Genomic DNA, 25,390 nt, shown 5'->3' on the forward strand with positions numbered 1-25,390 from the left:
CCGCTTGCGGTAGGGCTTTTTCGTCAGGCGACTACTCGACGGCTTCCGCCAGCCCCTGGTCCTCGCCCAGGAAACCACCGCTCTGGTGCTGCCAGAGCCGGGCATAGGTGCCGTTTTTGGCGAGCAGTTCGGCATGGGTGCCTTGCTCGATGATCCGGCCCTCGTCCATGACGATCAGCCGGTCCATGGCGGCGATGGTCGATAGCCGGTGGGCGATGGCAATGACCGTCTTATCCTGCATCATTTCATCGAGGCTTTCCTGGATGGCGACCTCGACTTCCGAGTCGAGGGCGCTGGTGGCCTCGTCGAGCAGCAGGATCGGCGCGTTCTTGAGCATTACCCGGGCGATTGCGACGCGTTGGCGCTGACCACCGGATAGCTTGATGCCACGCTCGCCGACCAGGGTATCGTAGCCGCTATGGCCTTGGCGGTCGCTCAACTGGCTGATGAATCCATCGGCCTGGGCTTTCATTGCCGCGCTGCGGATCTGCGCTTCGGTCGCCTCGGGGCGGCCATAGGCGATATTGTCGCGAATGGACCGGTGCAGCAGCGAGGTGTCCTGGGTCACCATGCCGATGGCACTGCGCAGGCTGTCCTGGGTGACCTTGGCAATGTCCTGCCCGTCAATGCGAATCACGCCGTTGTCCACATCGTAGAAGCGCAGCAGCAGATTGATCAGCGTGGACTTGCCGGCACCTGACCGGCCCACCAGGCCGACCTTTTCGCCTGCGCGGATGTTCAGGCTCAGGCCGTCGAGCACCTGGCGCTCGCCGTTGTAGTTGAAACTCACATCGTCGAAGGTCACCGCGCCACCCTTGGTCACCAGGGTGCCGGCGTTCGGCGCGTCCTGCACCTTGGGGCCGCGGGTGAGGGTGGCCATGCCGTCCTGCACGGTGCCGATGTTCTCGAACAGCGAGGTCATCTGCCACATGATCCAATGCGACATGCCATTGATACGCAAGGCCATGGCACTGACCGCCGCCACCGCACCGGTGCCGACCTCGCCCTGTTGCCACAGCCATAGGGCATAGCCGCCCGAGCCGAGGATCAGTGCGACCAGCAATATCTGATTGACGATCTCGAACTGGCTGACCAGGCGCATCTGGCGAAAGCCGGTCTGCTTGAAGTCTTCCATCGCTGCACGGGCAAAGTGCGCCTCGCGCTTGGAATGGGAGAACAGCTTGACGGTAGTGATGTTGGTGTAGGCATCCGAGACACGGCCGGTCATCGAGGAGCGCGCGTGTGCCTGCTCCTGGCCGACCTTGCCAAGGCGCGGGACGAAGTAGGCCATGGCGAGGCCGAACAATGCGACCCAGGCAATGAAAGGCAGCATCAGCTTCAAGGCGAATGCGCCTGCCAGGGCGACGATGGCGATGAAGTAGACGCCGATCCCAGGGACGATCTCGATCATGGTGAACAGCACTTCACGCACCGCGAGCGCTGTCTGCATCACCTTGGTGGTGACCCGGCCAGAGAACTCGTCGGAGAAGAACGATAGGCTTTGTCGCAACATCAGGCGATGGAAGTCCCAGCGCAACCGCAGCGGCAGATTGATCGCCAATACCTGATGCTGGACCAGGGTCCGTAGCGCTACCAACCCGATACTGGCCACCAGGACCAGGCCGATACCCCACAGCATGCTCTCTACCTGGGTGTCGGTGACGCTACCGGTTTTCCAGGCCGAGAGCAGGTCGACGATCTGGCCCAGGAACGAAAACAGCCAGGCTTCATAGATCGATACCGCGGCGCTGAGGATGGCCAGGGCGAGTACGTAGCCACGGGCACCTCGCGTGCAGGCCCAGAGAAAACGCAGCAGGCCAACCGGGGGCGGCGGCAACTCATCGGGTGGAAAGGGGTCTAGCCGGCGTTCGAACACACGCAGCATGAGGGTCTCCAAAAGGGGCAGTTCAGGGGATTCTGCCATCTATCCGTTGAGTAAAGCGTAAAGGATAGTAAGCACTGAACAACGTCCTAAGCACAGAGGTCCGTTTTTCGACCGATGCTACCTCTCCCTGATGAACGCCTGGTCTGCCAATGGCTGCGCTCGTACCATCAGCTCCTCCAGTGAAGCATCCGCAGGTATGGCCAGGGTCAATCTGCCCAAGGAGCGACCCTGGATACGCTCGAGCGTCCCCTGGTGCAGGCGAACCTGGGTACCCAGGGCTTGTGAAATGGCCGCCAGGTCCGGTTCCAGCCCCTTGGCGCCGGTGTAGTGCAAGTCCAGGTAACGGTCGGCGCTGCTTGCCGGCGCCTCCGAATGCAGGGAGGGGGCGAGCAGTAACCGGCTGACCTCGTGTCGCGGAGCACCGAACACCTCCCAGACAGCCCCGGTTTCGACGATACGTCCATGCTCGAGCACCGCCACCCGGTCGCACAGATCGCGGATTACCTCCATTTCATGGGTGATCAGCACGATGGTCAGGCCCAAGCGGCGGTTGATATCGCGCAGCAGCGAGAGGATCGCCTGGGTGCTTTGCGGGTCGAGCGCCGAGGTTGCTTCATCGCACAGCAGGACCTGCGGCTGCAGCACCAGCGCCCGGGCGATACCGACACGCTGCTTCTGCCCACCTGACAACTGCGCGGGGTAGGCATCCGCCCGGTCGGCCAAGCCCACCAGCTTGAGCAATTCCTCCACCCGCTGCCGGCGCTGGGCCTTCGCCACGCCGGCCATGCGCATCGGCAACTCGATGTTCTCGGCCACCGTGGCGCTGGAGAGCAGGTTGAAATGCTGGAAGATCATCGCCACCTTGCGCCTGAATCCACGCAGCTGCGTGGCGTCCAGCGCCGCGATGTCCTGGTCGTCGACCAGTACCTGGCCATCGCTGGGGGTCTCCAGGCGATTCAGCAGGCGCAGCAGCGATGACTTGCCGGCGCCGCTGCGCCCGATGATGCCGAACACCTCACCCCGGCGCACATGAAGGTCCACGTGTTCCAGCGCGGCCACGCTGCCATAGCGCTTGTGCACCCCACGCAATTGCAACTGGAACGTGTCGGTGCGGATTTCCTGCTCGAAGCGGCTCATGCTCAGAACCCCGGGGCGATCTGGCCCTTGTAGCGGGTCAGGATGAAGTTGCGCACCTCCGGCGAGTTCAGGGCCTTGGCCAGTTTCTGGATGCCAGGGTCCTGCAGGTTGTCCGGGCGGGCGACCAGGAATTCGACGTACAGGTCCTTGCCTTTTTCGACGATCAGCGCGCTGTTGGTGTCGATGCCGGCCTCCAGGGCATAGTTGGCGAAGACGAAGGCCAGGTCCACCTGCTTGACCGAGCGGGCCAGCATGGCGCCTTCGAGTTCCCGGATCTTCAGGTGGCGTGGGTTGGCGGTGATGTCGCGCTGGGTCGACTGAGGGTTGGTGGGATCCTTCAGTTGGATCAGCCCGGCTTCAGCCAGCAGCACCAGCGCACGGCCAGTATTCACCGGGTCGTTGGGGATGGCGACGCTGGCGCCGTCGGGCAGCTCGGCAAGGTTCTTGTACTTGGCCGAGTAGGCGCCGAAGGGTTCGATGTGCACGCCAACCACGGGCACCAGGTCGGTGTGCCGGGTCTTGTTGAAGTCATCCAGGAAGGGACGGTACTGGTAGTAGTTGGCATCCAGGTGTTTCTGCGCCAGTTGCAGGTTGGGCTGGATGAAGTCGTTGAACACCTTGATGTCGAGGTCCACGCCTTCCTTGGCCAGGGTCGGCTTGACGAATTCGAGGATCTCGGCGTGGGGCACCGGCGTGGCGCCGACCACCAGGTGCTCGGCAGCTTGGGCTGCATGGATGTTGAAGGCGAGGAACGCGGCGAGGGCAGTCAGGGTCTTTTTCATGATCGATACCTGGGAAGTTGAAATCAGCGTCGGGTGAAATGCTTGACCAGGCGGTCGCCGCTCATCTGCAGCGCCTGCACCAGCAGGATCAGCAGCAGCACGGTGACCACCATCACGTCGGTCTGGAAACGTTGGTAGCCAAAGCGAATGGCCAGGTCGCCCAGGCCGCCGCCACCGATCACCCCGGCCATGGCGGTGTAGTCCACCAGCACGATGGCGGTGACGGTGACAGCGGCGATCAGCCCGGTACGCGCCTCGGGCAGCAGGGTGTACCAGATGATCTGGCCGATGCTGCCGCCCATGGCCTGGCTGGCCTCGACCAGGCCCCGGTCGACTTCGCGCAGCGCGGTTTCCACCAGCCTTGCGAAAAACGGTGTGCAGCCAACCACCAGCGGCGGAATGGTGCCGCGCACGCCCAGGGAGGTGCCGGTGATCAGGGTGGTGAGCGGAATCAGCACGATCAGGAGGATGATGAACGGCAACGAGCGCAGCACGTTCACCACGACCGACAAGCTGCGATAGAGCGGGCCGTTGGCGAGCAACTGGCGTTGACCGGTCAGGTACAGCAGCACACCGAGTGGCAAACCGAACAGCACGGTGAAACCCAGCGCCGCGCCAAGCATGCTCAAGGTATCGATACAGGCCTGGGCGATTTCCACCCAATCGAGGTTGGCGAGCAGTCCGTTCATCGCTGGGCCTCGCGACGCAAGGCAGCGACTGGATGCGGTTCCTGTAAACGGTTTCCTTTACCAAACAGCTTGTTACGCAATGTTCCTGATGTGTATTCGTGCTTGAACATGCCCCGTGAACGGAGCTCGGGTACCAGCAGGTCGACCACAGCGACGAAGGTTTCCGGGGCGACGACGCTGGCCAGGTTGAAACCGTCCACATCGGTCTCCTCGACCCAGGCTTGCAACTGGTCGGCTACTGTCTGGGCAGAGCCGACCAGCACCGGACCATCGCCACCGATAGCGCAATACTCGGCAATCTCGGCGGTAGTCCAGGTACGGGTCGGATCGGCGCGGGTGAAGGCTTCGACTGCGGACTGGATCGCTTCGCTCGGCACCTCGCGCAGGATCTGGTCCGGTGCGTATTCGGCGAAGTCGATGCCGGTCCAGCCGGACATCAGGGTCAGCGCCCCCGTGGTACTGGCGTATTGGCGATACTCGCGCAACAACGCCAGGGCGGCAGCATCGGTTTCGGCAACGATGACGGTCAGTTGTTCGAAGATGAGAATGTCGGAGGCCGAGCGTCCGGCGGCAACCGCTGCGGCGCGCATTTCGGACACCTGCTTTTTCAGCACGGTCTTGCTTGGCGCCGCGACGAACACGCATTCGGCATTACCGGCGGCGAAAGCCCGGCCCCGGCTGGAGGCCCCGGCTTGGTAGATCACCGGCGTTCGCTGTGGCGACGGTTCGCTGAGGTGGAACCCTGGCACCTTGAAGTAGGTACCCTCATGAGCGATGCCGTGGACCTTGCGCGGGTCGGCATACACGCCGCTGTCGCGGTCGGCGCGCACGGCGTCGTCTTCCCAACTGGTTTCCCACAGTTTGTAGCAGACCTGCAGGTATTCCTCGGCCAGGGCGTAACGCTGGTCGTGGCTCAACTGATCACGCTGGCCGAGGTTGCGCGCGCCACTGGCGAGGTAGGACGTGACCACGTTCCAGCCGGCACGGCCTTGGGTCAGGTGGTCGAGGGTGCTCATGCGCCGGGCAAACGGGAAGGGGTGCTCGAACGACACCGAGGCGGTCACGCCAAAGCCCAGGTGACGGGTTGCGGCGGCCATGGCCGGCACCAGTTGCAGCGGGTCGTTGACCGGCACCTGGGCAGCACTGGCCAAGGCCGCATCGGCGCTGGCGCCATAGACATCGTAGACGCCGAGCACGTCGGCGATGAAAAGTCCGTCGATGCAACCGCGTTCCAGGGTCTTGGCCAGCTCGACCCAGTAGTGGATGTCGGTGTAGCGCGTCGCCTGGTCGCGTGGATGGCGCCACAGGCCCGGTGCGAGGTGGCCCACGGTATTCATGGCGAAGGCATTGAGGCGGATCTGCTTGGTCATGGTGCGGCCTCAATTCCAGTCGTGACGGGCCGGCTTGATGCCGTTCAAGGCCCAATTGCCGACCAGGTGGTATTTCCAGCGCACCGGATCGTGAAGGGTATGCACGCGAGCGTTGCGCCAATGCCGGTCGTAGTTGTGCTTGAGCAACGAGGAGCGCGTGCCGCCGAGCTCGAACAGGCGGTTGCTGGCTTCGATGGCCACCTCGGTGGTGAACACCTTGGCCTTGGCCACCGCGACCGATGCGGCTGCCACGTTGGTTTCGTCGGGTGCCGGCTTGGCGGCGTCCAAGGCCCAGCCTGCGCGCTCGAGCAGGGCGTCGGCGGCTTCCTGGCGAATTTCCAGGGAGCCTATCTGGATGATGGTCAGCGGGTCGTCGCTGGCCTTCTCGACGTTGGCATCGATCCATGGCCGGGCATGCTCGCGGACGAAAGCGATGGTGTCGTCAAGCGCCGCACGGCCGATGCCGGCATCGATGGCGGCGGTGGTCAGCTGGGCGAACGGGCCGGCCAGGGTCGGGTGTTCGTAGGAGCGGTACGACGGGAACAGGTTGAAAGCGGGCACGTGCAGGCCTTCCAGCAACACGGTGCCGCTGGAGGTGGTGCGCTGGCCCATGCTGTTCCAGTCGTCGACGATGACCAGGCCCGGGGTGTCACGCGGGACGAAGGCCAGTTGCGCGCGGTCCTGGTCATCCAGGGCCAGCACACCGATCCAGTGGGCGTAGAGCGAGCCGGTGCAGTAGCCTTTACGACCATCGATGCGATAGCCGTCACCCTCGGCGACCAGGCGGGTGCGGATGTCCTGCACGGTCTTGCCACCGGTTTCGGACAAGGCATTGGCGAAACGGTGGCCTTGCAGGACCAGGTCGAAGAAATGACGCTTCTGTTCTGGAGTGCCTTGCAGCCGGATGTCCTCGAGCAGGCAGTAGTGATTCTGCGGGATCTGGCCCAGCGACGGGTCGGCAGCCGAGACGATGGCGATGACCTTTGCAAGGGTGGCGAAAGAGACTTCGGCGCCGCCATGCTCCCTTGGCACGGTGATGCCCCACAGGCCGCTGTTGGAGAAGGCATCGACGATATCCGCCGGCACCTGGCGTTGGCGGTCGCGCTCGGCGGCGCCCTCGCGCAGCAGGCTGGCGACCTCGTGGGCGATGGTGATCGCTTCGGCGTCGTCGCGGATGATATGGGCGTTGGGGCGACGTATGTCGTAATGGGCGGATTGGGTTTCAGTGGTCATCAGGCTGCTCGCGTGTAAGACGGATAGCCACACGTTGCAGCTGGCGTGCCAATGCTAAAAGACAATGAATTCAGGTGGTTGCGGCATATTTCTCGACTTGATCGTGTTGCCGGGCAGCATCAAGTGTTGAGAAGGTGTTGGGTAATGAACAGTGGCGTGTTCAACAGTGCCTATTCGGGCGAGGGTGTTCATACTGGCCTCATCGCCGGCAAGCCGGCTCCTACAGATACGGTAGTGAGCCCTGTAGGAGCCGGCTTGCCGGCGATCACGGGCAACGCCCGTGCCATCCGCCGCCATCCTGCTCAGACCCGAACGGCCTCCTTGGCCCGCTCGGTGCGGACGTGGGTGCCATACAAGGTCAACCCGGTGAACGCCAGGCCACCGACCAGGTTACCGAGCACGGTCGGAATCTCGTTCCACACTAGGTAATCCATGATCGAGAAGCCGCCCCCCATGATCATCGCCGACGGGAACAGGAACATGTTCACCACCGAGTGCTCGAAGCCCATGAAGAAGAACAGCATGATCGGCATCCACATGGCGATGACCTTGCCGCTTACCGATGTCGAGATCATCGCGCCGACCACGCCCATCGACACCATCCAGTTGCACAGCACGCCGCGCAGGAAGATGGTCATCCATCCGGCCAGGCCGTATTGCTCGTAGCCCAGAGTACGCGCTTCACCGATGCTGGCGATCTTTTCGCCGACCGCGCCGGGTGAGGCGTTGAAGCCGTAGGTGAAGACGAAGGCCATCATCAGCGCAACGGTCAATGCGCCGGCGAAGTTACCGACGAACACCAGGCCCCAGTTTCGCAGGATACCGCGCGCCGTCACGCCCGGGCGTTTGTCGAGCAGCGCCAGCGGGGTGAGCATGAACACCCCGGTGAGCAGGTCGAAGCCCATCAGGTACAGCATGGAGAAGCCTACTGGGAACAGCACCGCGCCAAGCAACGGCGAGCCGGTCTGTACGGCGATGGTGACGGCGAAGGCCGCTGCCAAGGCCAGGATGGCGCCCGCCATGTAGCCACGGATGAGGGTGTCACGCGTGGACATGTGCACTTTCGATGCGCCGGCATCGACCATCTTGGTCACGAACTCGCTGGGTAACAGGTAGGACATGGGAGTATTCCTTGGCACGAAGCGGTGGTTGGCATCCCCCAAAGGCGATGCCGGGTTGTCGAGTACGATTACCAGGAGCGGTAGGGCAGGAACTTGCCGTTGAGCGTGAGCTGGACGCGGTCGCCCTTGGGGTCCTCGATCTTCTCGACGTGCATGGAGAAATCGATCGCGCTCATGATGCCGTCGCCGAACTTCTCCTGGATTACGTCCTTGAGGGTCGGGCCATAGACGCCCACCACCTCGTACAGGCGGTAGATCAGCGGGTCCTGTGGGATGGCCTGGTCCCACCCTTTGACCGGGAACACGGTCAGCGCCTGGGCGACGGCATCGTCCAGTTCCAGTACTTCGCACAAGTGCGCGGCGACGTCCTGCGGGGCGCTGTTCATGCCGTAGCAGACCGAGGCCAGCCACACCGGCGCCTTGCCCACGGCTTCGCTGAGATCGTCCCATGACAGACCTTTGCGCGCCTTGGCGGCCATGATCAGGTGATGCATTTCGGCTTTGGTCATTTTCTTTATCTCTCAAGGAGTTGGGATGGGGTGTGAATCCTCTATAGCGAGAGATGTGCCAAACTTGGTGAAAATCTAACTCACTGATTAATAAGGATAATTTTAGGAGTCACTAATTGCGGGATTGACGATATTTCGCGAATCACGAAATATCGGAGGGCCTTTTGCGATTTTTCGTTAATTCCACTGTTCGGATATCGCCCATGCCAGCACCCTTGGCCCAAGATGTTTGCGCCGATGCCCCTTTCGCCATGTTGCTGGTCGATCCGGTGCAGGACCGTATCGTGCAAGCCAACCCGGCCGCCCTGGAGTTGCTTGGCTGCCTACCCTACGCAGCCGATGACCTCACTTTCAGCCGCTTCGTACGCAGCGCCATCTCGCTCTGGGTGAGCTTCAGCGACGAGGTGCTGACCCAGGGCCAGGCCTGGTCGGACGACCTGGCCTTGGTCGATCTGCACAACCGCCAGCACGCCGTCGAGATCATCGCTCGCGCCACCCGTGGCCAATGCATCCTGATGATGATCCAGCGCCGCGATCTGCTGGAGCAGCGTCGCAATCGCGCCGAGGCTCGGCGTCAGCACCGCCTTGGGCACGTAGGCTGGGAGCGTATCGGCCAGGTGTTCGAGCGCATCCAGCAACAGAACCGCCTGATCCTCGGGGCGGTCGGCGAAGGCATCTATGGCCTCGACACCCGTGGCCAGACCACCTTCATCAATCCCGCCGCCGAACGCATCCTGGGCTGGAGCGCCGCCGACATGATCGGCCAGGATGCCCACCAGCTGTTTCATCACAGCCACAGCGACGGTAGCGCCTTCGAAGTCAACCAGTGCCCGATTCATGCCTCGTTCACCGATGGCCAGGTGCACCGCGTCGACCAGGAAGTGTTTTGGCACAAGAATGGCGAGCCGATCGCGGTGGAGTACACCAGCACGCCGATCTTCGAGATGGGCCGGCTGGTCGGTGCCGTGGTGCTGTTTCGTGACATCCGCGAGCGCCAGCGCACCGAGGCGCGGCTGCGCGAGGCGCTGAGCGAGGTGGAGCAGCTGCAGCGGCGGCTGGAGATGGAGAACCAGTACCTGCAAGAAGAGCTCAATGCCCACGCCAACCACCACGAGATCGTCGGCAAGAGCCCGGTGGTGAATCACCTGATCCAGCAGATCGAGCTGGTGGCCGCCACCGATGCCAACGTGCTGGTCACGGGCGAGTCCGGTACCGGCAAGGAGCTGATAGCCCGCGCCATCCATGCCAGCAGCCGACGTGCCGATCGGCCGCTGATCCGGGTGAACTGTGCCGCCGTGCCGCGCGAGTTGTTCGAAAGTGAATTCTTCGGGCATCTCAAAGGCGCGTTCACCGGAGCCGTCAGCAATCGCGTGGGGCGTTTCGAGCTGGCGGACGGCGGTACGTTGTTTCTCGACGAGGTGGGCGAGATCCCATTGGAGTTGCAAAGCAAGCTGCTGCGGGTATTGCAGGACCGCCAGTTCGAGGCGGTGGGCGACAACCGTACCAAGGCGGTCGACGTTCGTGTGATCGCCGCCACCAACCGTGACCTGCGGGCCATGGTGGAGCAGGGCACCTTCCGCGAAGACCTGTATTTTCGCCTGAACGTGTTCCCCATTCGCTCGGTGCCGCTGCGCGAGCGGATCGACGACATTCCGCTGTTGGCCAGCCACTTCCTCAAGCGCGCCAGCCAGGCGTTCAACAAGCCGGACGTGCGCATGCCGCTGGCCCAGGTCGAGTTGCTCAAGCAGTACGCCTGGCCAGGCAATATTCGTGAACTGCAGAACGTCATCGAGCGTCAGACCATCGTTGCCCGGGAAGGGCGCATCAGTTTCGAAGAGGTACTGGCAGCGGCCGGCCAGGCCCAGCGCACCAGTAGCATGTCGGTGTTGCCGGAGGCCGAGCCGACCGCGGATGAAGACTGGCAGCGGCAGATGAAGCGCAATGTGATTGGAGTGCTCACGCGCACGGCGGGCAAGGTTTCCGGGGAGGGGGGCGCTGCCCAGCTACTGGGCCTGAAACCGACCACGCTGGCATCGCGGCTGAAAAAGTGGGGCATCGACCCCAGGCACTACAAGTCGAAGTAACCCTCACCCCAGATATGCGAACATCGCCGCGAACCCAAGGAATACACCGAACATGCATCGCGACTTCCCGGACAATACCGACCCGCACCAGGCGTTTCCAGCCACTGCCGCCGAACGCTTGCAGCTTGCACTCGACGCTGGTGCGATCATCGGTACCTGGGTCTGGGACATTCCCAACAATCGCGTGACAGCCGACGAACGCTTCTCGCGTTCCTTCGACCTGCCTGCCGACAAGTGCATGGCCGGCATCCCCATCGAGGAGGCTTTCGCCTCGATCCACCCTGATGATCGCGAGCGGGTGTCGGTCGGTATCCAGGACGCCGTGGGCCGAGGGGGCGCCTACCGGTGCGAGTATCGCGTTCGCCAACAGGACGGCAGTTACCGTTGGGTCGAGGCCAACGGCCGTGTCGAACTGAATGCCAAAGGGCTTGGGGTGCGCTTCCCGGGGGTGCTCATGGATATCGAGTCGCGCCGGGCCGCCGAGGCCGAACGCGACCGCATGACGACATTGCTGCGCACATTCACTGCCGCCGTGCCGGGTGTGGTCTATGCCAAGGACCTGGATGGTCGGATGCTGGTCGCCAACCACGGCGCCACTCGGGTGATCGGCAAGGAGCCTTCGTTCTACCTGGGCAAGACCGACCTGGAGTTCCTGGAGGACAAGGAGCAGGCGCGCCAGCTGATGGACACTGACCAACGGATCATGCACGGCGGCAAGGCGGTGCAGATCGAAGAGCGCGTCGATATGCCCGATGGCTCTGCCACCTACTGGCTGTCTATCAAGGCGCCATTGCTGAACGACGCTGGCGTGGTCACCGGCTTGATTGGCTCGTCGATCGATGTCACGGCTCGCAAGGAGGCTGAAGCCCAGTTGCTGGAACTGAATCGCACCCTGGAGGCCCGAGTCAGCGAAGCGGTGGCCGAGCGCGAGGCCGCCCAGGCTGCGTTGCGCCAATCGCAGAAGATGGAGGCAGTCGGCCAATTGACTGGGGGCATCGCCCACGACTTCAACAATTTGCTGGCGGGTATCACGGGCAGCCTGGACCTGATCAAGCTGCGCCTGGGCCAAGGCCGCATCGCCGATGTCGAGCGCTACCTGTCGGTGGCGCACGGTGCGGCGCAGCGCGCAGCATCGCTGACTCACCGGCTGCTGGCCTTTTCGAGACGCCAGACGTTGCTTCCGGTACCTACCGACGTGAATGTCCTGATTCGCGACATGCAAGAGCTGATCGACCGAACCGTGGGCCCATCGATCTGCCTCAATGTGGTTCTCGAAGCGGCTGCGAGCACTTGCCTGGTCGACCCCGCGCAGGTCGAGAATGCGCTGTTGAACCTGTGCATCAATGCCCGCGACGCCTTGCCCAACGGCGGCGAGATCGCCATCTGCACCTATAATCAGGCGCTGCAGCGAGGCCCGCAGCTCGACCCGGAATTGGTGCCGGGCATCTACCTGACCATCTGCGTAGCCGATGACGGCGTGGGCATGAACGCCGAAACCTTGGGCAAGGCGTTCGACCCGTTCTTCACCACCAAGCCGGTAGGCGCTGGCACTGGCCTGGGGTTGTCGATGATCTACGGTTTCGCCAAGCAGTCTGGCGGCCAGGTGAGAATCGAATCCCATGAAGGCAAGGGGACTCGTGTCTACCTGCAACTGCCCAGCCATGCTGTCCAGGCTGAGGCACCGTATCCCGTGCGCCCGACCGCCGAAGCGCCATGGGCATCGGCGGGTGAAACGGTGCTGGTGGTCGATGACGAACCTTCGGTGAGATTGTTCGTGAGCGAGGTGCTGGGCAATTATGGCTATGTCGTCATCGAGGCGGCGGACAGTCTCGCGGGCCTGCAATTGTTGCGTTCCGATACCCGGATCGATCTGTTGGTGACGGATATCGGCCTGCCAGGGGGTATCGATGGCCGGCAAATGGCGCAGGCCGGCCGTGAAACGCGGCCTGGGTTGCCGGTGCTGTTCATGTCTGGCTATGCGCAGCCGCATGTGTTGGACGATACCCCGGCCGATCCACTGACTGCGGTGATGGGCAAGCCATTTGCCCTGGAGGCGTTGACGCGCCATGTGGAAGGTTTGCTGCGTAGGCCAGGGTAGGGGAGCTTGAGCGCAGGTCAGCCCTGGGTGTCGCGCCACCGTTGAAACCGGGTCACCGCGATATGGGTAACGGCGGCCACCAGGCAGAGCAGGCCTACCTTCATGCTACCTTCTACGGCAAAGTGCTCAAGCACGGTTCCGACGGCCATGACGCAGATGAAGATGGCGGCTGGTAACAAGAGTTTGTTCATTACTACTTCCTGGGTCGAAAGACAAAAGCGTGGGGGATGATACCTGGGTTAGGGGGCTTTGGGCTTTGGGATTGGGTGGTTGATCCGAGGGGTGTAGCGGCGCTACCGGCCCCTTCCGCCTTTACGGCGGGTCCCTTTTTTCTTGGAAAAAGGGACGCAAAACCGCTTGCTCCCACATACGGCCCCTACGCTGCGCTTCGGGGTTCCCTCGCTTCGGCGGCTTGCGGGCCCGCGCGGCCTACGACTTGCTCCGCAAGTCTACATCTCGCGCCTCCGGCTACGCCGGAGGGTGCTGCGCACCTGGCCCTCCAGCCGCCTACGCTCGGCCTCCTGAGGTCGCGGGTAGATCAAGATCAAGATCAACAGCCAGAGCAAGATCAACAGCCAGAGCAACGGCAGGCGAATCGCTGCGCTCTCGCGGTTTACCTATCGCTTCGTGGTGGAGCGGCCAGCGCGATCTGTCTTCGAAGATAACGCCAGTGGCTGCGCCGCCGTAAAGGCGGAAAGGGCCAGTAGCGCCGCTACCCAAATGGATCTGTCCCAGTCTCAATTGTCCCAGTTTTAATGATCCCGCCTGAGGCAAGCATCCATGTACCCCACAACACCCGATGGCAGATACTTCGTGGTCAACGGCCGTCTCTGGCGCTGCAGCAACCCGGCTCTCCCGGAGGACGCACGCCAGCACCTGGTGCAACAGCTCATGTCGGCGCGTCGAGCTGTGAAGCAAGCAAAGATGAGAGACGACACCGAAGCCCTGAAAGAAGCCCGTAGGCGAGTGCATGAAGCCAAAGTGGCGCTCGGTGAACGGGGCCCGGTCTGGTGGCAGGACGCGAGCCCCGATCTCAATCGTCACGATGTCGAGAACACGCCCTACGCGGCTTGGTTCAGAGCGCTGGGAGCGGCACCTCGAGGTCAAGACTGAACGAGCGGCAGATGCCAGGCCAGGTGATAGCCTTTTGCTCAACCACGGAAGCCTCTAGAATGCGCCTCGCACTCAAGGGAGTGTTTTCTAGGATTAGCAAGGAAGTCGATATGCAATTGGGAAAAGCTTTAGGCCTGCTCTTGGCCTTGAGTCTGGGTGGATGCGCCAGCTTCACCAAGGATGAAGTAGCGCCGGTAGACCTGCCATCGATGGCGAACTACCAAAACAAACCGAATGTCTACGTGGACTTCGACTTCTACCAGGGCAATCCTGACAATGCCTCTGCCAACGAGGTCCCCCAGGCTCGCGAGATGCTCAAGCCTGAGCTTAAGCGTGCGTTCAGCGAGTCGGGCCTCTTCGGCCGCGTGACCTTCGATGAGTTCGACAGGCAACCTGGCGACTACAGCCTTCGACTGAAGGTCTACAACCACGCGCCAGGCGGTGGTCAGATGGCGCTAGCGTTCATCAGCGGCCTGACCTTGACCATCATCCCGTCAGTTGCCACCGATCAGTACACCATGAGTCTGGAGACCCTAGATGAACGCGGCCAGTCGTTGGGCAAGACCAGCAACCATGATGCGATCAATACCTGGATGGGAATCTGGTTCCTGCCAATGGTGGGCAACACGCCGAAGGATGCTGTTACCGATACCTTCACTCGCCAGGTCAACGACTTGTTGAAGAACTGGGTGGACAGCAATCGCATGAAGTACTCCGCTGTCGAGACACTTGCTCCCCGGGGTTGAACGTCTTGCGGACATCGACATTGAAAAAAGAGCCGCAATCGCGGCTCTTTTTTTGCTCATTTCAGCGCTTGAACGAATTGCGGATCACTGTAGAGGCTCTTCAACAGAGCTTGCAGCATGGGGTTGTAGTTGTTGGCCGCCGCAGGAATCGCGATCGGACCGAAGAAACTACTATCCCAATCACGCTCCACGTTCTTGGTGCTGTCATAAACCACCTGGTCACCCTTGCGCAAAGTGAAGCGCGCCGCCAGCTCGCCATGCCCATTGACCACGCCGGTATTGAGCTGGCTCTTCACCAACTGAATCTGCAACTGTCGGTCAGCGCGTGGGTCGAGTAACCCTGCGTGGCGCAGTTCATCGTTGATCGCGGCCTGGATGTGCAGGGGGATACTGCCCTCGGGTGAGGAGATCGGGTTCAACCGCACCATCAGCGAACCTTGGCCTGGATCGGCGTTTACCTGGGCGTCACGCACAGGTTGTATCGGCTCACTCTGCTTGAGTTGCTGGACGTTCTGGAAACTCGGCTCATAGCGGGCCATGGTCACGCCACAACCTTGAAGCAGCAGTGCGCAGAACGGGAGGGCCAGGTAAAACGTCTTCACGGCGAATCCTTGCGTGAGGTAAAGGGAGCGAGATTATCGACAGATAGCCCCAGGCCATCAAGCACGATCACGACTACACCGCCAAGACTTTCAAGACCTGTCGCAATCGTTCCCGTGTCGAAGCCGTACACACCTGCATCGGCTCGCGCAGTTCATCGGCCATCAATCCCATCTCCGCCAGTGCAGCCTTCACCACAGCAGGATTGGGCTCTGCGAATGCCACCTGAATCCATGGCAGCAACCGGTTGAACGCGGCGCGGCCAGCCACCAGGTCTGCGGCATCCATCGCAGTCATCAGCTGGACGTAGAGATCTGCGCGAACATGCGCCGAGGCAGAGATCGCGCCAGCACCGCCCAGGGCCAGGGTGGTGAGAATATTGATGTCCTCTCCGGTAAGCACCTCGGCATACCCATCATTGATCAGCGCGAGGGTGGTCTCGATATCCCCGCTGCAATCCTTGACCGCGGCGATGTTCGGGTGGCGCACGATCCGCCTGAGCGTTTCCCGCTCGATGCGCACGCCGGTGCGATACGGGATGTCGTAAAGCACGACCGGTACCGACGATGCATTCGCCACCGCCTCAAAGAATGCTTCGAGACCTGCCTGCGAGGGCCGGACGTAATAGGGCGCAGGCACGAGCACCCCGGCAATGTCGCGGCTCTGGACCTTCTGCTGAAACGCCAGCAGCTCGGCCAGGTTGTTGCCCGCCACCCCCATGATCACCTGATCCGGCCGCGCCCATGCGAGCACGGCATCCAGCACCTGGAGTTGTTCATCCTTGTTCATTGCAGCGGCTTCGCCCGTCGTGCCGCACACGACCAGGCCCCTCACGCCTTCGCCCAGGAGCTTTTTCACCAAGCCTTCGAGGGCAAGGAAATCGACGTGCCCCGAACGAAATGGCGTGGCCAGTGCAACCCAGATACCGCGGAAATTAGACATGCATGACTCCTCAGGCAGACCGATTGGTCGACGTCAGAGGAGAGAAAGGAATCAAGCGGGGAAACCTGGCGCTATCTTGTCCTGTCAGCTCATCTGACGGGACAGCGCCCCGGTCAAATGAGCGGCTGTTTCTTGGATTTCTTGGCAACGGACACGCATGCGCTTGCCGGGGCAGGGAAGCCCGGGGCAGTCAGCATGGCGTTGGCGATGAGAATCATGGCTGATCCGTTGTAAAAATCTGTAACCGGATAATGCGCAGGACCGACGGGCTTCGTCAACACCCCGTTGAAACACTGCAAACGAACATGCCCCCGCGTACGGGGGCAGTCTCACCGGTCAGCGTGCAGCCCTCATACCGCGCCGGTTTTCAAGGCATTGGCTATGTGTTCGGCTTGCCGGATCGCCAGGCTGACGATGGTCAAGGTGGGGTTTTCCGCCGCGCTGGTGGTGAACTGGCTGCCATCGGAAATGAACAGGTTCGCCACCTCGTGCGCCTGGCCATGCTTGTTGCACACGCCATCGCCTTCTTTGGCGCTCATGCGACAGGTGCCCAGGTTATGCGTCGAGGGGTAGGGTGGCACACGATGGGTTTTCAATGCGCCGACCGCCTCGTAAACCGCGGCGCCTTGCTTGTAGGCATGTTCGCGCATGGCGATGTCGTTGGGATGGTCATCGTAATGCACGTTGGCCACCGGCATGCCGAAGCGATCCTTGACCGTGTCGTTCAAGGTGATGCGGTTGCTTTCCCGTGGCATGTCCTCGCCGACCAGCCACATGCCCGCCAGGTGGGTGTAATTGTCCATCACCCGGGCGAAGTCCCGCCCCCAGGCGCCTGGCTGGAAGAATGCGGCCATGAAGGACGGCCCCAGGGAAATGGTTTCCATCTCGTAGCCACCGACGAACCCGCGGTCAGGGTTGAAATGCACCTCGTCACTGATGATGCCCGCCATGATGGTGCCTCGGTAGAAATGCACCGGATCCTTGAATTCGGCGAACACCGAGCCGGTGGTATGGCGCATGTAGTGCTTGCCGACCATGCCCGAGCCGTTGGCCAGTCCATGAGGAAACAGGCTGCTGGAGGAGTTGAGCAGCAAGCGCGGCGTCTCGATGGCGTTGCCGGCGACCGCGACCACGCGGGCCTTCTGGCGCTGCATGCGACCCTGGGCGTCGGCGTAGACCACGGCGCTGACACGGCCTTTGGCATCGTGCTCGAGGTTGATCGCCTGGGCCTGGGTGCGCAATTCGAGCTTGCCGGTGGCTTCGGCCTCGGGAATTTCCGTGTAGAGGGTCGACCACTTCGCCCCCATCTTGCAGCCCTGGAAGCAGAACCCCAGTTGCATGCACTGGGCCCTGCCGGCACGGGCGCGGCTGTTGATCGCCATATGGCCGGTGCTGCAATGCTTGTACCCAAGCTTCTGTGCGCCGTTGTACATCACCTGGAAGTTGTTGTTGCCCGGCAAGCCAGGGATATCGTTGGTACGGGTGACGCCCATCTTGTTCTCGGCCCTGGCATAGAACGGCTCGAGCTCCGCCAGGGTCAGCGGCCAGTCGAGCAGGTTGGCACCCTCGATATCGCCGTAGATCTGCCTGGCCCTGAATTCATGTTCCTGCAGCCGCAGGCTGGCGCCGGCCCAGTGCGTGGTGGTGCCGCCGACTGTCTTGCAGATCCAGGCCGGTAGATTGGGGAAGTCCTTGGCGATCTGCCAAGTGCCGGAGGTGGTGCGTGTGTCGCCCCAGGACAGTTGCTGGAACGAAGGCCATTCATCATTGATGAAGGTCGCCGAGGACTGGCGCTCGCCAGCCTCGAGCAGCACTACCGGAATACCCTGCTGGCAAAGCTCGTTGGCCAACGTGCCTCCGCCTGCGCCCGAGCCGATGATTACCACAACGGAGTCGTCGTCCAAATCGTATTGGGTCATGATCGCTACCTCAGGAGAATGCAGGAGGGCTGGCTTCGGCAGGCGCCGCTTGCAGCCAGTCGAGGTCGTTGAAACCGCGCATCAGGTAGCCACCCTTGGGGAAGGATGCGCCTTCATAGCCGAAGTGCGCATAGGCCAGTTCGTTGCTGTACAGCGCGGTGACCGAGACCGAGCGAACCAGGTTGAAAAAGGGCGCCTGCGCAATGGCCTGCAGTGCCGCCACCTGGCGCGATTCGTCCTGTTTCGCCCAGACCCCGCCTGCTTGCGTGTCCAGGGCTGCCAGCCCCTGTTCGATCATGGGGCGAATCGATGGGTCGGAGGCAGCCCGTTCATCCAGCGCCTTCACTACCAGCGCGTAGACGGCGTCCTCCATGTTGTCGTGAGGATAGATACGGCGTACCACGGTGAGCAGCTTCGCCGCCTGGTCGCTACTGAGGGAATGGGTTTCCAGTGCCCAGGTATGGCTGGGCGCAAGCAGTGCAATGGGGCCGGAAGAGAACAGCAGGGTGCCTAGCAGCAGGCCGCCGCTGCCTTGCAGGAAGCGACGACGATTGACCGATGGCTCGTTCATGTGGATCTCCTTTTTGTTCTTATAGGAGCTGTACATCACGGGTAGAGCAGGTTGTGGCCTAGGTTGGTTATTGGTAGTGCCCGGCGCGTTGCAGCACCTCGATCTTGTAGCCGTCCGGGTCCTGGATGAAGAAAAAGCGCGCAAGCATCTCGCCGTCGCGGGTAAATTCCTTGATCGGGGCAGGCGACAGCCCCAAGGCCAGAAGGCGGGCATGCTGGCCGTCGAGGTCATCCACGGCGAAGGCCACATGGCCATAGCCGCTACCATGGGAGTAACTGTCCCGGCCTTTGTTCCAGGTCAGCTCGATCTCTGCGCCGCTTTCCTGGTCACGCAGGTAGACCAGGCTGAAATCGTCGAAGTCGAGGCGGTGGGAGGGCTTTAGGTCGAACGCTTGCGCGTAGAAATGGAGGGAGGCATCTAGGTTGCCTACACGGATCATGGTGTGTAGAAACTTGGGCATCGTCACGAAGCTCCTGCTTTGACTTGTTATGGATGCAGGATGGCAGCAAGCGAACGGGGCAGGGTAATAAGTGGCTATTACGTGCCCGTACTGCATGTAGTAGCGGCCTGTTACCCGTGATCGGCGCCCGCCGGTTAGCCTCGAACGGGCTACCGGACTCGGCGGCAGCACATCAAGGAGGCGTCATGTGTGAGTTGTACGTGAAGGCAGACCCCATTCTCTACGAGTCCCGCTCGCGCTCGTTGCGCATACGCGGCGTGGTGACCACGCTACGGCTGGAAAACCAGTTCTGGGACATTCTTACCGAGATCGCCGCTGGCGATGGCGTGAGCACCAACCAGTTGATTGCCAAGCTGTACGAGGAAGTGATGGATTACCGCGGGGAGGTAGTCAATTTCGCCTCCTTCCTGCGCGTCAGCTGTACGCGCTACCTAAGCCAGAAGCGCGTCGCCAGCAGCGTGGTGCCTTTGTCGATCGCAGTGGGGTAGCCCGTCTGCGGGGCTACCCTCGTCGCGTCTCGACTCAGTGACCGGCGCTTTCGCTCCAGCGCTGCATCAAACCATTGGACGGCAGGCTTTCATCGAGCAGCTTGCGCGCCGTCTCCACACCGGCTACCGGCAGCCCTTCAGGGTCGAGCAGGCCGATCTGAACCAGCACGCTCGCCTGGTCCCAGTAGATATGCTCGTGGTAGAGCTTTTCGCCGCGGAACTTGACCACCCCGATCATCGGGATTTCCACTGCCTTGCCGGTTGGCGCGACGTTGGGCAGCAGCCAGTCGATTTCGGTGGTATGGGTGAAGCACAGGATGAACTCGTCGACGATCTGCAGCGCGCCGATGGTGCGTGAGATGGGGATCAGCTTCATGTCCGGCGGGTTGCCGTGGACGAAGTGGTGCTGGTAGAAGCGGCTCAGTTCTTCGGCGCCAACGCCTCCGGTCATGGTCGGGATGTGGTTGACGTAGGGTTGCGCGACCATCGTCGCCATGGTCGCGGGCACGTCGCGGGTGTCGAACTCGTGCTTGATGTGCTCTTCCCACAGGGCCGATAGATTGAAGTTCGGGCCGATTTCGCGCTTGAGTGCGGCGATGCTGCGTTCGTGGGCCATCAGCGAGGCCGACTTGTCGAAGTGTTCGCTGCCAGCACGGGCGAAGGCGTGGTCGGCGCCCGGGTAGAGGTACAGCTCGACCTTGTCGTTGCCGGCCAGGTGCTCGGTCAGTTGAGCCCGCGCCGAGGCGTCGCAGTAGGCGTCGTTCTCGGCCATGTGCAACACGAAACGCCCCTTGAGATCTTCCGCCTCGTGGAGCAAGTGCTCGATGCCCATGCCGTAATAGCCCACCGAACAGGCGGCCTGGGTGCGGGTGGCGGTCAGCCAGGCGAGCTTGCCGCCCATGCAGAAGCCGACATAGCCCTGGCGCTCGCCCTGTACTTCCGGCAGGGCACGCAGGGCGGCGAAACTTGCGTCGATATCCTGCACCGCGAGGTCGACGTCCAGGCGCTGGAACAGGTCGATGGCAACCTTGAAATCGGCCTCGGTGTAGCCGAGTTCGAGGCCTGCTTGCAGGCGCCAGAACAGGTCGGGCACCAGTGCCACGTAGCCTTCCTCGGCGTAGAAATCGGCCACTGCGCGCATGTTGGCATTGACCCCGAAGATTTCCTGGCCGATCACCACGCCAGGGCCCTTGCCACTGGCCGGCACCGCGAGATAACCGCTGAAGGTTGCGCTGCTGTCCGGTGCCTGTATCTGAATCGTCCTGCCCATTGCTGCTACCTCATCGATTGTAAGAATTATTGGCTGTCGCGGTATTGTTCGAACCACACCCGTGGAGACACGCCCCGGTCGGGCCCGAGGATGGAGAAACCGCCATCCACCGGCACGTCGATGCCAGTCATCCAACTGGCCCCCGGCGAGCACAGGAAGGCCACCACACTGCCGACCTCTTCGCCACGGCCGACCCGGCCCAACGGGTGGAAGGGCGCGCCGACGCGGTCGGCGAGGGCGGGATCGTTGCCGCTGAACGCTGCCACGCTGGGCGACCAGGTCCAGGCCGGCGACACGCTGAGCACGCGGATGCCGCTTGGCGCCAGGGCCACCGCGAGGTTCTTGGTCAACTGCAGGATGCCCGCCTTGGACGCAGGGTACAGGGCGCGTCCGGCGGCGCCAAACTTGCCGCCAGTGCTGCCGATGTTGACCACCACGCCGTTGGCCGGCAAGTGCGGCGCCACCTGCTGGGTGAAGATCGCTGCCGACACCAGGTTCACGTTCAGCGTCTGCAACCACTGCGCGCGGGTCGAAGCCAGGCCCTGGTCGGCGTACAGGCAGGCGTTGTTGACCAGGATATCGACACGACCGAAGCGCATCAGGGTCGCTTCGATGCAGCGCTGGATGTCCTCGTCGCGCTCTACGTCGCATTCGCTGAACGCACAGTGCTCGCCCATCGCGTCGGCCAATGCCTGGCCATTGGCGGCGTTGCGTCCCACCAGCATGACCTGCGCGCCAGCCGCGAGCAGCTGGTGCGCGATATCCAGGCCGAGCCCCTGGGTACTGCCGGTGACGATCGCCACCTTGCCTTCGAGCATCATGCGGCATCCTCCCATTGCAAGGCCTGGTCGACGTCGCAGACACGTGCGATCAACGCCATGCTGGCCAGCGAAGCGGTGTGGGCGGCGGCATCGGCGCAGGCGCAGGCATCGGCGGCCACGGTGACCTCGAAGCCGCAGTCCACTGCATGGCGCACCGTGCTTTCCACTACCGAGTGAGTGGCAACCCCGGCGATCAGCAGGCGCTGGGCGCGGAACTTGTGTACCAGCTGCTCCAGGGGCGAGCCGTAGAAGGCATTGATGCGCTGGTGGGTGACGCTCAATTCGTCACTGTTGGCCAGCGGCGCCAGGTCGCTGAAGAACTCGGCGCCCCAGCTGCCTTCCTGCACCGCGCCAATGGCCGCCACGTTGCGCAGGATCGGTGCGTTCTGCAGCAGGTCGGCGTAATCCGGGCGGAACGCCACCCGCACATGGATGATCGGCCAGCGCCGTGCCCGAGCACCACCGAGCAGCCGCCCGGCAGCGTCCAGCAAGCTGCTGCGGGCGCTGTCCTCGGCGCCCAGGCCGACGCGGATCTTGCCGTCCGGGTGCAGCACATCGTTCTGGTAATGCAGGGCAATGACCACGGGCGCAGGCATCAGACGAACACCTCGAGGTTGGCGAACACGTCGTTGCAGTTGATCAGGTCCACCCGTTTGAGCTGGATCTTCCAGCTGCCGTTATCCTGGGCCGCCAGCTTGTAGGTGTAGCGCCCGGCCAGCTGGCGCTGTTGCAGGCGCCATTCGCTGACCTGGAACGTTGCGCTGACCACCAGCAGGCCTTGGGCGTCCAGGCCTTCGACCATGACGTTGCCGACCAGGTGGGCAGTTTGCGTCTGCGGTTGCTGCGACCAGTTGCGTGCGTTCTCCACCCGGCGGATGCGCACTTCGCGCAGCATGCGGTTTTCCCAGAACAGCGATATGTGGTCGAACGGGTTGTCCTGCTCGTGCTTTTGCGGCACCCAGTACATGCCGGTCTCGGTGAACAGCTGGTCCCACTCCCAGAAGCGCCGCTCATCGAGCAGGCGTGCTTCGCGATAGAAGAACTGCTCCAGTTGGCGCAGGGTTTCGCTGGGCACGTTAGCGGGGGTGAGCGAGCGGGTGTCGACGTCGATCTGGCGGTCAAGCAGCATGGGTGCTCTCCTTGGCGATCAGGGTGGCGGTCATGAAGTGCTTCCAGGCAGCGAACTGGTTGCGCATCGGCAGCTCGCTGGTGCCGTTGGTAGAGACGGCGCCGTCCTCCAGGGCCAGGTCGGTGCCGACGTAGCGGTGCATGCTGATCCAGTCGCCGCCGCGGGTCATGTTGCCTTCCTGGCAACGGGCATAGACCTCGACGTCGTCGGGCATCACGTTCGAGGATGGCGAGTTGATCACGTTGGCGTAGGTCAGGGCACGGTCGAACACCGCGTCCGGGGCGCCCTTGCAGCGGAAGGTCTGGATCTCGACCAGGGTCTGGTCCACCGCCAGCGGACGGATCACGCGAAACTGCATGAACACCGTGTGCGGCGAGCCGCTGCCGTAGATCACCGTGTTGTGGCGGTTCATGCCGAGGATTTCGCGAGCACGACCCTCGCCGTAGGCCTGGCTGAGGCAATCGAAATGCGCACGGGACACTTCGTCCCGCTCGGCCGCCGCCGGGTCGAAGATCGCCTCCATGTAGCCGTGGCCGTTGTGGTAGGCACGCAACTCGAGCTTCTCCCAGAAATCATAGGGCTCGCCGTTACCGTCCATGATCAGCAACTCGAACGGCATCTCGCCTATGGCCTGGGCTTCGTCGCGGGCGGCATCGACCGACGATTCGTGGGTGACGCGGGCATGCATGGTGTCGTGCAGGTTTTCGTAGAACACCTTCCAGTTGGAGCGCTGCTGGACCCGGAAGATGCCGCCGGCCACTTCCACTTCGCCGACCGGAGAACGGTCGCAGAGGTTGTCGATGGAGGTGATCACACCACCCAGGAAACGCTTGAGATCCGGACCATGCGCGGCTTGGCTGGCGAACACGAAACCACGGTAGCTCTCGACCCGCGCCAGGCTCACCATCGAGAAGTCGGCATGCTTGGGGTCGTAGCAGGTGCCTTCGAAGCCGCTTTTCAGCGGTGCCGACAAGTGCTGGCCGTCGAGCTTGAAGGTCCAGGCGTGGTAAGGGCAGCGGAAGAACTTGCCGACGCTGCCGTCACCGTCGGCGACCAGCTTGGCGCCTTTGTGCGGGCAGCGGTTGTAGAGCACGTTGACCTGGCGATCGGCACCGCGAACCATCACCACGTCCTGGTCGCCGATGCGCGTGGTGTGGTAGTCGCCAGGCTGCTTGACCTGGCTTTCGTGGCCGACGTAGATCCAGGCATAGCCGTAGATTCGCTCCATCTCCAGCTTGAACAGGACCGGGTCGGTGTAGACGCTTTTATGCACGCTGTCCTCGCGGACCAAGGCAGCGATTTGCTCATTGGTAGGGATCACGGTTTTTCCTCGGCGGTTACAGGTCGAGCACCAGCAGCGGGCCGCTGGCACGAGAAACGCAGGTACAGAAGCTGCCCGCGGCACGATCGCGCGGGGACAGGCAGATATCCCGGTGGTCGGCATCGCCTTCGAGCACCTGGGCCACGCACACGCCGCAGTCACCGCGGCGGCAATCGAACATCGGGTCGAGGCCGGCGGCGAGCATGGCGTCGAGTACGCTTTGCCCGGCGGCGACCTGCAGGCTCACGCCGGTCTCCTGCAGGCGCACCTCGAAGGCGTGGTCGCCGGCTTCTTTCAGGGCACCGTTGAACAGCTCGAAATGCAGGTGGTCTTCGGCCCAGCCACATTCCCGGGCGCACGCCAGCACGCTGCTGAGCATCGCCGCCGGGCCGCAGATGTACAGGTGCAGGCCCGGGCGTGGGTGGGCGAGCACCTGGGCGGCGGGGAAGCGCCGCTGTGGGTCGCCGCCGCTGATCCAGCAATGCATGTCGGGGTAGCGGCGGGCTTCTTCGAGATAGGCCATGTGCGCGGCATCGCGCCCGGCGTAGTGCAGGGTGAAAGGCTTGCCTTCAGCTTGCAGGGCGCGGGCCATTCCGAGCATGGGGGTGATGCCGATGCCGCCAGCGATCAACAGCACGTGGTCGGCGCTGTCGCACAAGGGGAAGTGGTTCAGCGGCAGTTCGGCGGTGAGCGAGTCGCCGGGCTTGAGTGAGTGCACCCAGCGTGAACCTCCGGTGCTGGTTTCTTCGAGTTGCACGGCGATCTCGTAATGCTCGCTATTCGGTAAATTGACCAGCGAGTAGGCGCGGCGCTGCGGGCGTTCACCGGGGAGGTGCAGTTCCAGGTGGGCGCCGGCGGTGAAGGTTGGCAAGGATTGGGGTTGGTTGCTCACCAGCAGCAGGCGTCGGATTCTAGGGGTCAGCGCCTCGACCTGATGCACCTTGAGAGAGAGCCTGGGCATACGTAGTTCCTGTGTGAGTACGTAGCCACTTTATGAGCGGGGGGTGGGGGGAAAATAGCCGCGAATGGCAAAGTTGTAGCCGGAATTGGCGAGATTGTTTGAGGAGGGCAGTGGTGCTGCGAGGGGCTCGGCGCTGATGTT

The 25,390-nt window shown here is 62.7% G+C and carries 25 protein-coding genes; 5 read left to right on the forward strand and 20 right to left on the reverse strand.

Annotated features, from left to right (window positions below; all coding sequences use genetic code 11):
* Positions 1-31: 31 nt before the first annotated feature.
* From E6B08_RS14070 to cynS, 8 genes are all read right to left on the reverse strand, one after another.
* Positions 32-1,885, reverse strand: coding sequence for an ABC transporter ATP-binding protein (locus E6B08_RS14070; RefSeq protein ID WP_136914577.1), 1,854 nt, complete (start codon positions 1,883-1,885; stop codon positions 32-34).
* Between the two features lie 117 nt (positions 1,886-2,002).
* The gene (locus E6B08_RS14075; RefSeq protein ID WP_136914578.1) at positions 2,003-3,022 is read right to left on the reverse strand and encodes a methionine ABC transporter ATP-binding protein; all 1,020 of its coding nucleotides are present in this window, start codon (positions 3,020-3,022) and stop codon (positions 2,003-2,005) included.
* Positions 3,023-3,024: 2 nt separating this feature from the next.
* The gene (locus tag E6B08_RS14080; RefSeq protein WP_136914579.1) at positions 3,025-3,804 is read right to left on the reverse strand and encodes a MetQ/NlpA family ABC transporter substrate-binding protein; all 780 of its coding nucleotides are present in this window, start codon (positions 3,802-3,804) and stop codon (positions 3,025-3,027) included.
* Between the two features lie 23 nt (positions 3,805-3,827).
* A complete protein-coding gene (locus tag E6B08_RS14085) occupies positions 3,828-4,493 on the reverse strand; it encodes a methionine ABC transporter permease (protein ID WP_136914580.1) in 666 nt (221 codons plus the stop codon).
* Positions 4,490-5,863, reverse strand: a complete 1,374-nt coding sequence (locus E6B08_RS14090) for an LLM class flavin-dependent oxidoreductase (RefSeq protein WP_136914581.1) — start codon at positions 5,861-5,863, stop codon at positions 4,490-4,492. The genes E6B08_RS14085 and E6B08_RS14090 overlap by 4 nt, the downstream gene beginning before the upstream one ends.
* A gap of 9 nt (positions 5,864-5,872) precedes the next feature.
* Positions 5,873-7,096 carry an SfnB family sulfur acquisition oxidoreductase gene (locus E6B08_RS14095; RefSeq protein ID WP_136914582.1) on the reverse strand — a complete coding sequence of 408 codons (1,224 nt, stop codon included), beginning with the start codon at positions 7,094-7,096 and terminating at the stop codon, positions 5,873-5,875.
* Positions 7,097-7,398: 302 nt separating this feature from the next.
* Positions 7,399-8,217 carry a formate/nitrite transporter family protein gene (locus tag E6B08_RS14100; protein ID WP_136914583.1) on the reverse strand — a complete coding sequence of 273 codons (819 nt, stop codon included), beginning with the start codon at positions 8,215-8,217 and terminating at the stop codon, positions 7,399-7,401.
* 68 nt (positions 8,218-8,285) lie between these two features.
* Positions 8,286-8,726, reverse strand: a complete 441-nt coding sequence (cynS, locus tag E6B08_RS14105; protein WP_136914584.1) for a cyanase — start codon at positions 8,724-8,726, stop codon at positions 8,286-8,288.
* 203 nt (positions 8,727-8,929) lie between these two features.
* Here cynS and E6B08_RS14110 point away from each other — a divergent pair, with 203 nt between their 5' ends.
* Both E6B08_RS14110 and E6B08_RS14115 read left to right on the forward strand, forming a co-directional pair.
* Positions 8,930-10,810, forward strand: coding sequence for a sigma 54-interacting transcriptional regulator (locus tag E6B08_RS14110; protein WP_136914585.1), 1,881 nt, complete (start codon positions 8,930-8,932; stop codon positions 10,808-10,810).
* Positions 10,811-10,862: 52 nt separating this feature from the next.
* Positions 10,863-12,908 carry a hybrid sensor histidine kinase/response regulator gene (locus E6B08_RS14115; protein ID WP_136914586.1) on the forward strand — a complete coding sequence of 682 codons (2,046 nt, stop codon included), beginning with the start codon at positions 10,863-10,865 and terminating at the stop codon, positions 12,906-12,908.
* 17 nt (positions 12,909-12,925) lie between these two features.
* Here E6B08_RS14115 and E6B08_RS30850 read toward each other — a convergent pair whose 3' ends face one another.
* Complete coding sequence (locus tag E6B08_RS30850; RefSeq protein ID WP_192938665.1) at positions 12,926-13,099, reverse strand: hypothetical protein; 174 nt, start codon at positions 13,097-13,099, stop codon at positions 12,926-12,928.
* A 589-nt stretch (positions 13,100-13,688) separates the two neighbouring features.
* Here E6B08_RS30850 and E6B08_RS31150 point away from each other — a divergent pair.
* Both E6B08_RS31150 and E6B08_RS14125 read left to right on the forward strand, forming a co-directional pair.
* A complete protein-coding gene (locus E6B08_RS31150) occupies positions 13,689-14,021 on the forward strand; it encodes a hypothetical protein (protein WP_136914587.1) in 333 nt (110 codons plus the stop codon).
* Positions 14,022-14,131: 110 nt separating this feature from the next.
* The gene (locus E6B08_RS14125; RefSeq protein ID WP_136917402.1) at positions 14,132-14,767 is read left to right on the forward strand and encodes a hypothetical protein; all 636 of its coding nucleotides are present in this window, start codon (positions 14,132-14,134) and stop codon (positions 14,765-14,767) included.
* Between the two features lie 56 nt (positions 14,768-14,823).
* Here the strand turns inward: E6B08_RS14125 and E6B08_RS14130 are convergent, their stop codons facing one another.
* From E6B08_RS14130 to E6B08_RS14150, 5 genes are all read right to left on the reverse strand, one after another.
* A complete protein-coding gene (locus E6B08_RS14130) occupies positions 14,824-15,369 on the reverse strand; it encodes a hypothetical protein (protein WP_136914588.1) in 546 nt (181 codons plus the stop codon).
* Positions 15,370-15,442: 73 nt separating this feature from the next.
* A complete protein-coding gene (gene dapA / locus E6B08_RS14135; RefSeq protein WP_136914589.1) occupies positions 15,443-16,309 on the reverse strand; it encodes a 4-hydroxy-tetrahydrodipicolinate synthase in 867 nt (288 codons plus the stop codon).
* A 350-nt stretch (positions 16,310-16,659) separates the two neighbouring features.
* Positions 16,660-18,228, reverse strand: a complete 1,569-nt coding sequence (locus tag E6B08_RS14140) for a GMC family oxidoreductase (protein ID WP_136914590.1) — start codon at positions 18,226-18,228, stop codon at positions 16,660-16,662.
* 10 nt (positions 18,229-18,238) lie between these two features.
* Positions 18,239-18,799, reverse strand: coding sequence for a gluconate 2-dehydrogenase subunit 3 family protein (locus tag E6B08_RS14145; RefSeq protein WP_136914591.1), 561 nt, complete (start codon positions 18,797-18,799; stop codon positions 18,239-18,241).
* 67 nt (positions 18,800-18,866) lie between these two features.
* Positions 18,867-19,259 carry a VOC family protein gene (locus tag E6B08_RS14150; RefSeq protein ID WP_136914592.1) on the reverse strand — a complete coding sequence of 131 codons (393 nt, stop codon included), beginning with the start codon at positions 19,257-19,259 and terminating at the stop codon, positions 18,867-18,869.
* 185 nt (positions 19,260-19,444) lie between these two features.
* Here E6B08_RS14150 and E6B08_RS14155 point away from each other — a divergent pair, with 185 nt between their 5' ends.
* Positions 19,445-19,747 (forward strand): ribbon-helix-helix domain-containing protein, encoded by a 303-nt coding sequence (locus E6B08_RS14155; protein WP_136914593.1) that lies wholly within the window; start codon positions 19,445-19,447, stop codon positions 19,745-19,747.
* Positions 19,748-19,781: 34 nt separating this feature from the next.
* Here the strand turns inward: E6B08_RS14155 and E6B08_RS14160 are convergent, their stop codons facing one another.
* Genes E6B08_RS14160 through E6B08_RS14185 form a run of 6 tightly spaced genes read right to left on the reverse strand, consistent with a single transcriptional unit; the run spans position 19,782 to position 25,249 of the window.
* A complete protein-coding gene (locus tag E6B08_RS14160; RefSeq protein ID WP_136914594.1) occupies positions 19,782-21,017 on the reverse strand; it encodes a dienelactone hydrolase family protein in 1,236 nt (411 codons plus the stop codon).
* 26 nt (positions 21,018-21,043) lie between these two features.
* A complete protein-coding gene (locus tag E6B08_RS14165; RefSeq protein ID WP_136914595.1) occupies positions 21,044-21,838 on the reverse strand; it encodes an SDR family oxidoreductase in 795 nt (264 codons plus the stop codon).
* The gene (locus tag E6B08_RS14170) at positions 21,835-22,434 is read right to left on the reverse strand and encodes a cysteine hydrolase (RefSeq protein ID WP_136914596.1); all 600 of its coding nucleotides are present in this window, start codon (positions 22,432-22,434) and stop codon (positions 21,835-21,837) included. Before E6B08_RS14170 ends, E6B08_RS14165 begins: the two co-directional genes overlap by 4 nt.
* Positions 22,434-22,967 (reverse strand): aromatic-ring-hydroxylating dioxygenase subunit beta, encoded by a 534-nt coding sequence (locus E6B08_RS14175; RefSeq protein WP_136914597.1) that lies wholly within the window; start codon positions 22,965-22,967, stop codon positions 22,434-22,436. Before E6B08_RS14175 ends, E6B08_RS14170 begins: the two co-directional genes overlap by 1 nt.
* The gene (locus E6B08_RS14180; protein ID WP_136914598.1) at positions 22,957-24,288 is read right to left on the reverse strand and encodes an aromatic ring-hydroxylating dioxygenase subunit alpha; all 1,332 of its coding nucleotides are present in this window, start codon (positions 24,286-24,288) and stop codon (positions 22,957-22,959) included. Before E6B08_RS14180 ends, E6B08_RS14175 begins: the two co-directional genes overlap by 11 nt.
* 16 nt (positions 24,289-24,304) lie before the next feature.
* Entirely contained in the window at positions 24,305-25,249 is a 945-nt protein-coding gene (locus tag E6B08_RS14185) for a PDR/VanB family oxidoreductase (protein ID WP_136914599.1), read from the reverse strand.
* Between the last annotated feature and the right edge of the window lie 141 nt (positions 25,250-25,390).

It is taken from the genome of Pseudomonas putida, from assembly GCF_005080685.1.
GTDB classification, from domain to species: Bacteria; Pseudomonadota; Gammaproteobacteria; order Pseudomonadales; family Pseudomonadaceae; genus Aquipseudomonas; species Aquipseudomonas putida_V.

Excerpts from the sequence above, each read along its gene's own strand:
- E6B08_RS14080 (WP_136914579.1), bottom strand. The coding sequence starts at position 3,804 with ATGAAAAAGACCCTGACTGCCCTCGCCGCGTTCCTCGCCTTCAACATC.
- E6B08_RS14175 (WP_136914597.1), bottom strand. The coding sequence starts at position 22,967 with ATGCTGCTTGACCGCCAGATCGACGTCGACACCCGCTCGCTCACCCCC.
- E6B08_RS14150 (WP_136914592.1), bottom strand. The coding sequence starts at position 19,259 with ATGCCCAAGTTTCTACACACCATGATCCGTGTAGGCAACCTAGATGCC.
- E6B08_RS14125 (WP_136917402.1), top strand. The coding sequence starts at position 14,132 with ATGCAATTGGGAAAAGCTTTAGGCCTGCTCTTGGCCTTGAGTCTGGGT.
- E6B08_RS14170 (WP_136914596.1), bottom strand. The coding sequence starts at position 22,434 with ATGCCTGCGCCCGTGGTCATTGCCCTGCATTACCAGAACGATGTGCTG.
- E6B08_RS31150 (WP_136914587.1), top strand. The coding sequence starts at position 13,689 with ATGTACCCCACAACACCCGATGGCAGATACTTCGTGGTCAACGGCCGT.
- E6B08_RS14140 (WP_136914590.1), bottom strand. The coding sequence starts at position 18,228 with ATGACCCAATACGATTTGGACGACGACTCCGTTGTGGTAATCATCGGC.
- E6B08_RS14155 (WP_136914593.1), top strand. The coding sequence starts at position 19,445 with ATGTGTGAGTTGTACGTGAAGGCAGACCCCATTCTCTACGAGTCCCGC.
- E6B08_RS14095 (WP_136914582.1), bottom strand. The coding sequence starts at position 7,096 with ATGACCACTGAAACCCAATCCGCCCATTACGACATACGTCGCCCCAAC.
- E6B08_RS14110 (WP_136914585.1), top strand. The coding sequence starts at position 8,930 with ATGCCAGCACCCTTGGCCCAAGATGTTTGCGCCGATGCCCCTTTCGCC.
- E6B08_RS14115 (WP_136914586.1), top strand. The coding sequence starts at position 10,863 with ATGCATCGCGACTTCCCGGACAATACCGACCCGCACCAGGCGTTTCCA.
- dapA (WP_136914589.1), bottom strand. The coding sequence starts at position 16,309 with ATGTCTAATTTCCGCGGTATCTGGGTTGCACTGGCCACGCCATTTCGT.
- E6B08_RS14100 (WP_136914583.1), bottom strand. The coding sequence starts at position 8,217 with ATGTCCTACCTGTTACCCAGCGAGTTCGTGACCAAGATGGTCGATGCC.
- E6B08_RS14165 (WP_136914595.1), bottom strand. The coding sequence starts at position 21,838 with ATGATGCTCGAAGGCAAGGTGGCGATCGTCACCGGCAGTACCCAGGGG.
- E6B08_RS14090 (WP_136914581.1), bottom strand. The coding sequence starts at position 5,863 with ATGACCAAGCAGATCCGCCTCAATGCCTTCGCCATGAATACCGTGGGC.
- cynS (WP_136914584.1), bottom strand. The coding sequence starts at position 8,726 with ATGACCAAAGCCGAAATGCATCACCTGATCATGGCCGCCAAGGCGCGC.
- E6B08_RS14160 (WP_136914594.1), bottom strand. The coding sequence starts at position 21,017 with ATGGGCAGGACGATTCAGATACAGGCACCGGACAGCAGCGCAACCTTC.
- E6B08_RS14185 (WP_136914599.1), bottom strand. The coding sequence starts at position 25,249 with ATGCCCAGGCTCTCTCTCAAGGTGCATCAGGTCGAGGCGCTGACCCCT.
- E6B08_RS14075 (WP_136914578.1), bottom strand. The coding sequence starts at position 3,022 with ATGAGCCGCTTCGAGCAGGAAATCCGCACCGACACGTTCCAGTTGCAA.
- E6B08_RS14145 (WP_136914591.1), bottom strand. The coding sequence starts at position 18,799 with ATGAACGAGCCATCGGTCAATCGTCGTCGCTTCCTGCAAGGCAGCGGC.
- E6B08_RS30850 (WP_192938665.1), bottom strand. The coding sequence starts at position 13,099 with ATGAACAAACTCTTGTTACCAGCCGCCATCTTCATCTGCGTCATGGCC.
- E6B08_RS14070 (WP_136914577.1), bottom strand. The coding sequence starts at position 1,885 with ATGCTGCGTGTGTTCGAACGCCGGCTAGACCCCTTTCCACCCGATGAG.
- E6B08_RS14085 (WP_136914580.1), bottom strand. The coding sequence starts at position 4,493 with ATGAACGGACTGCTCGCCAACCTCGATTGGGTGGAAATCGCCCAGGCC.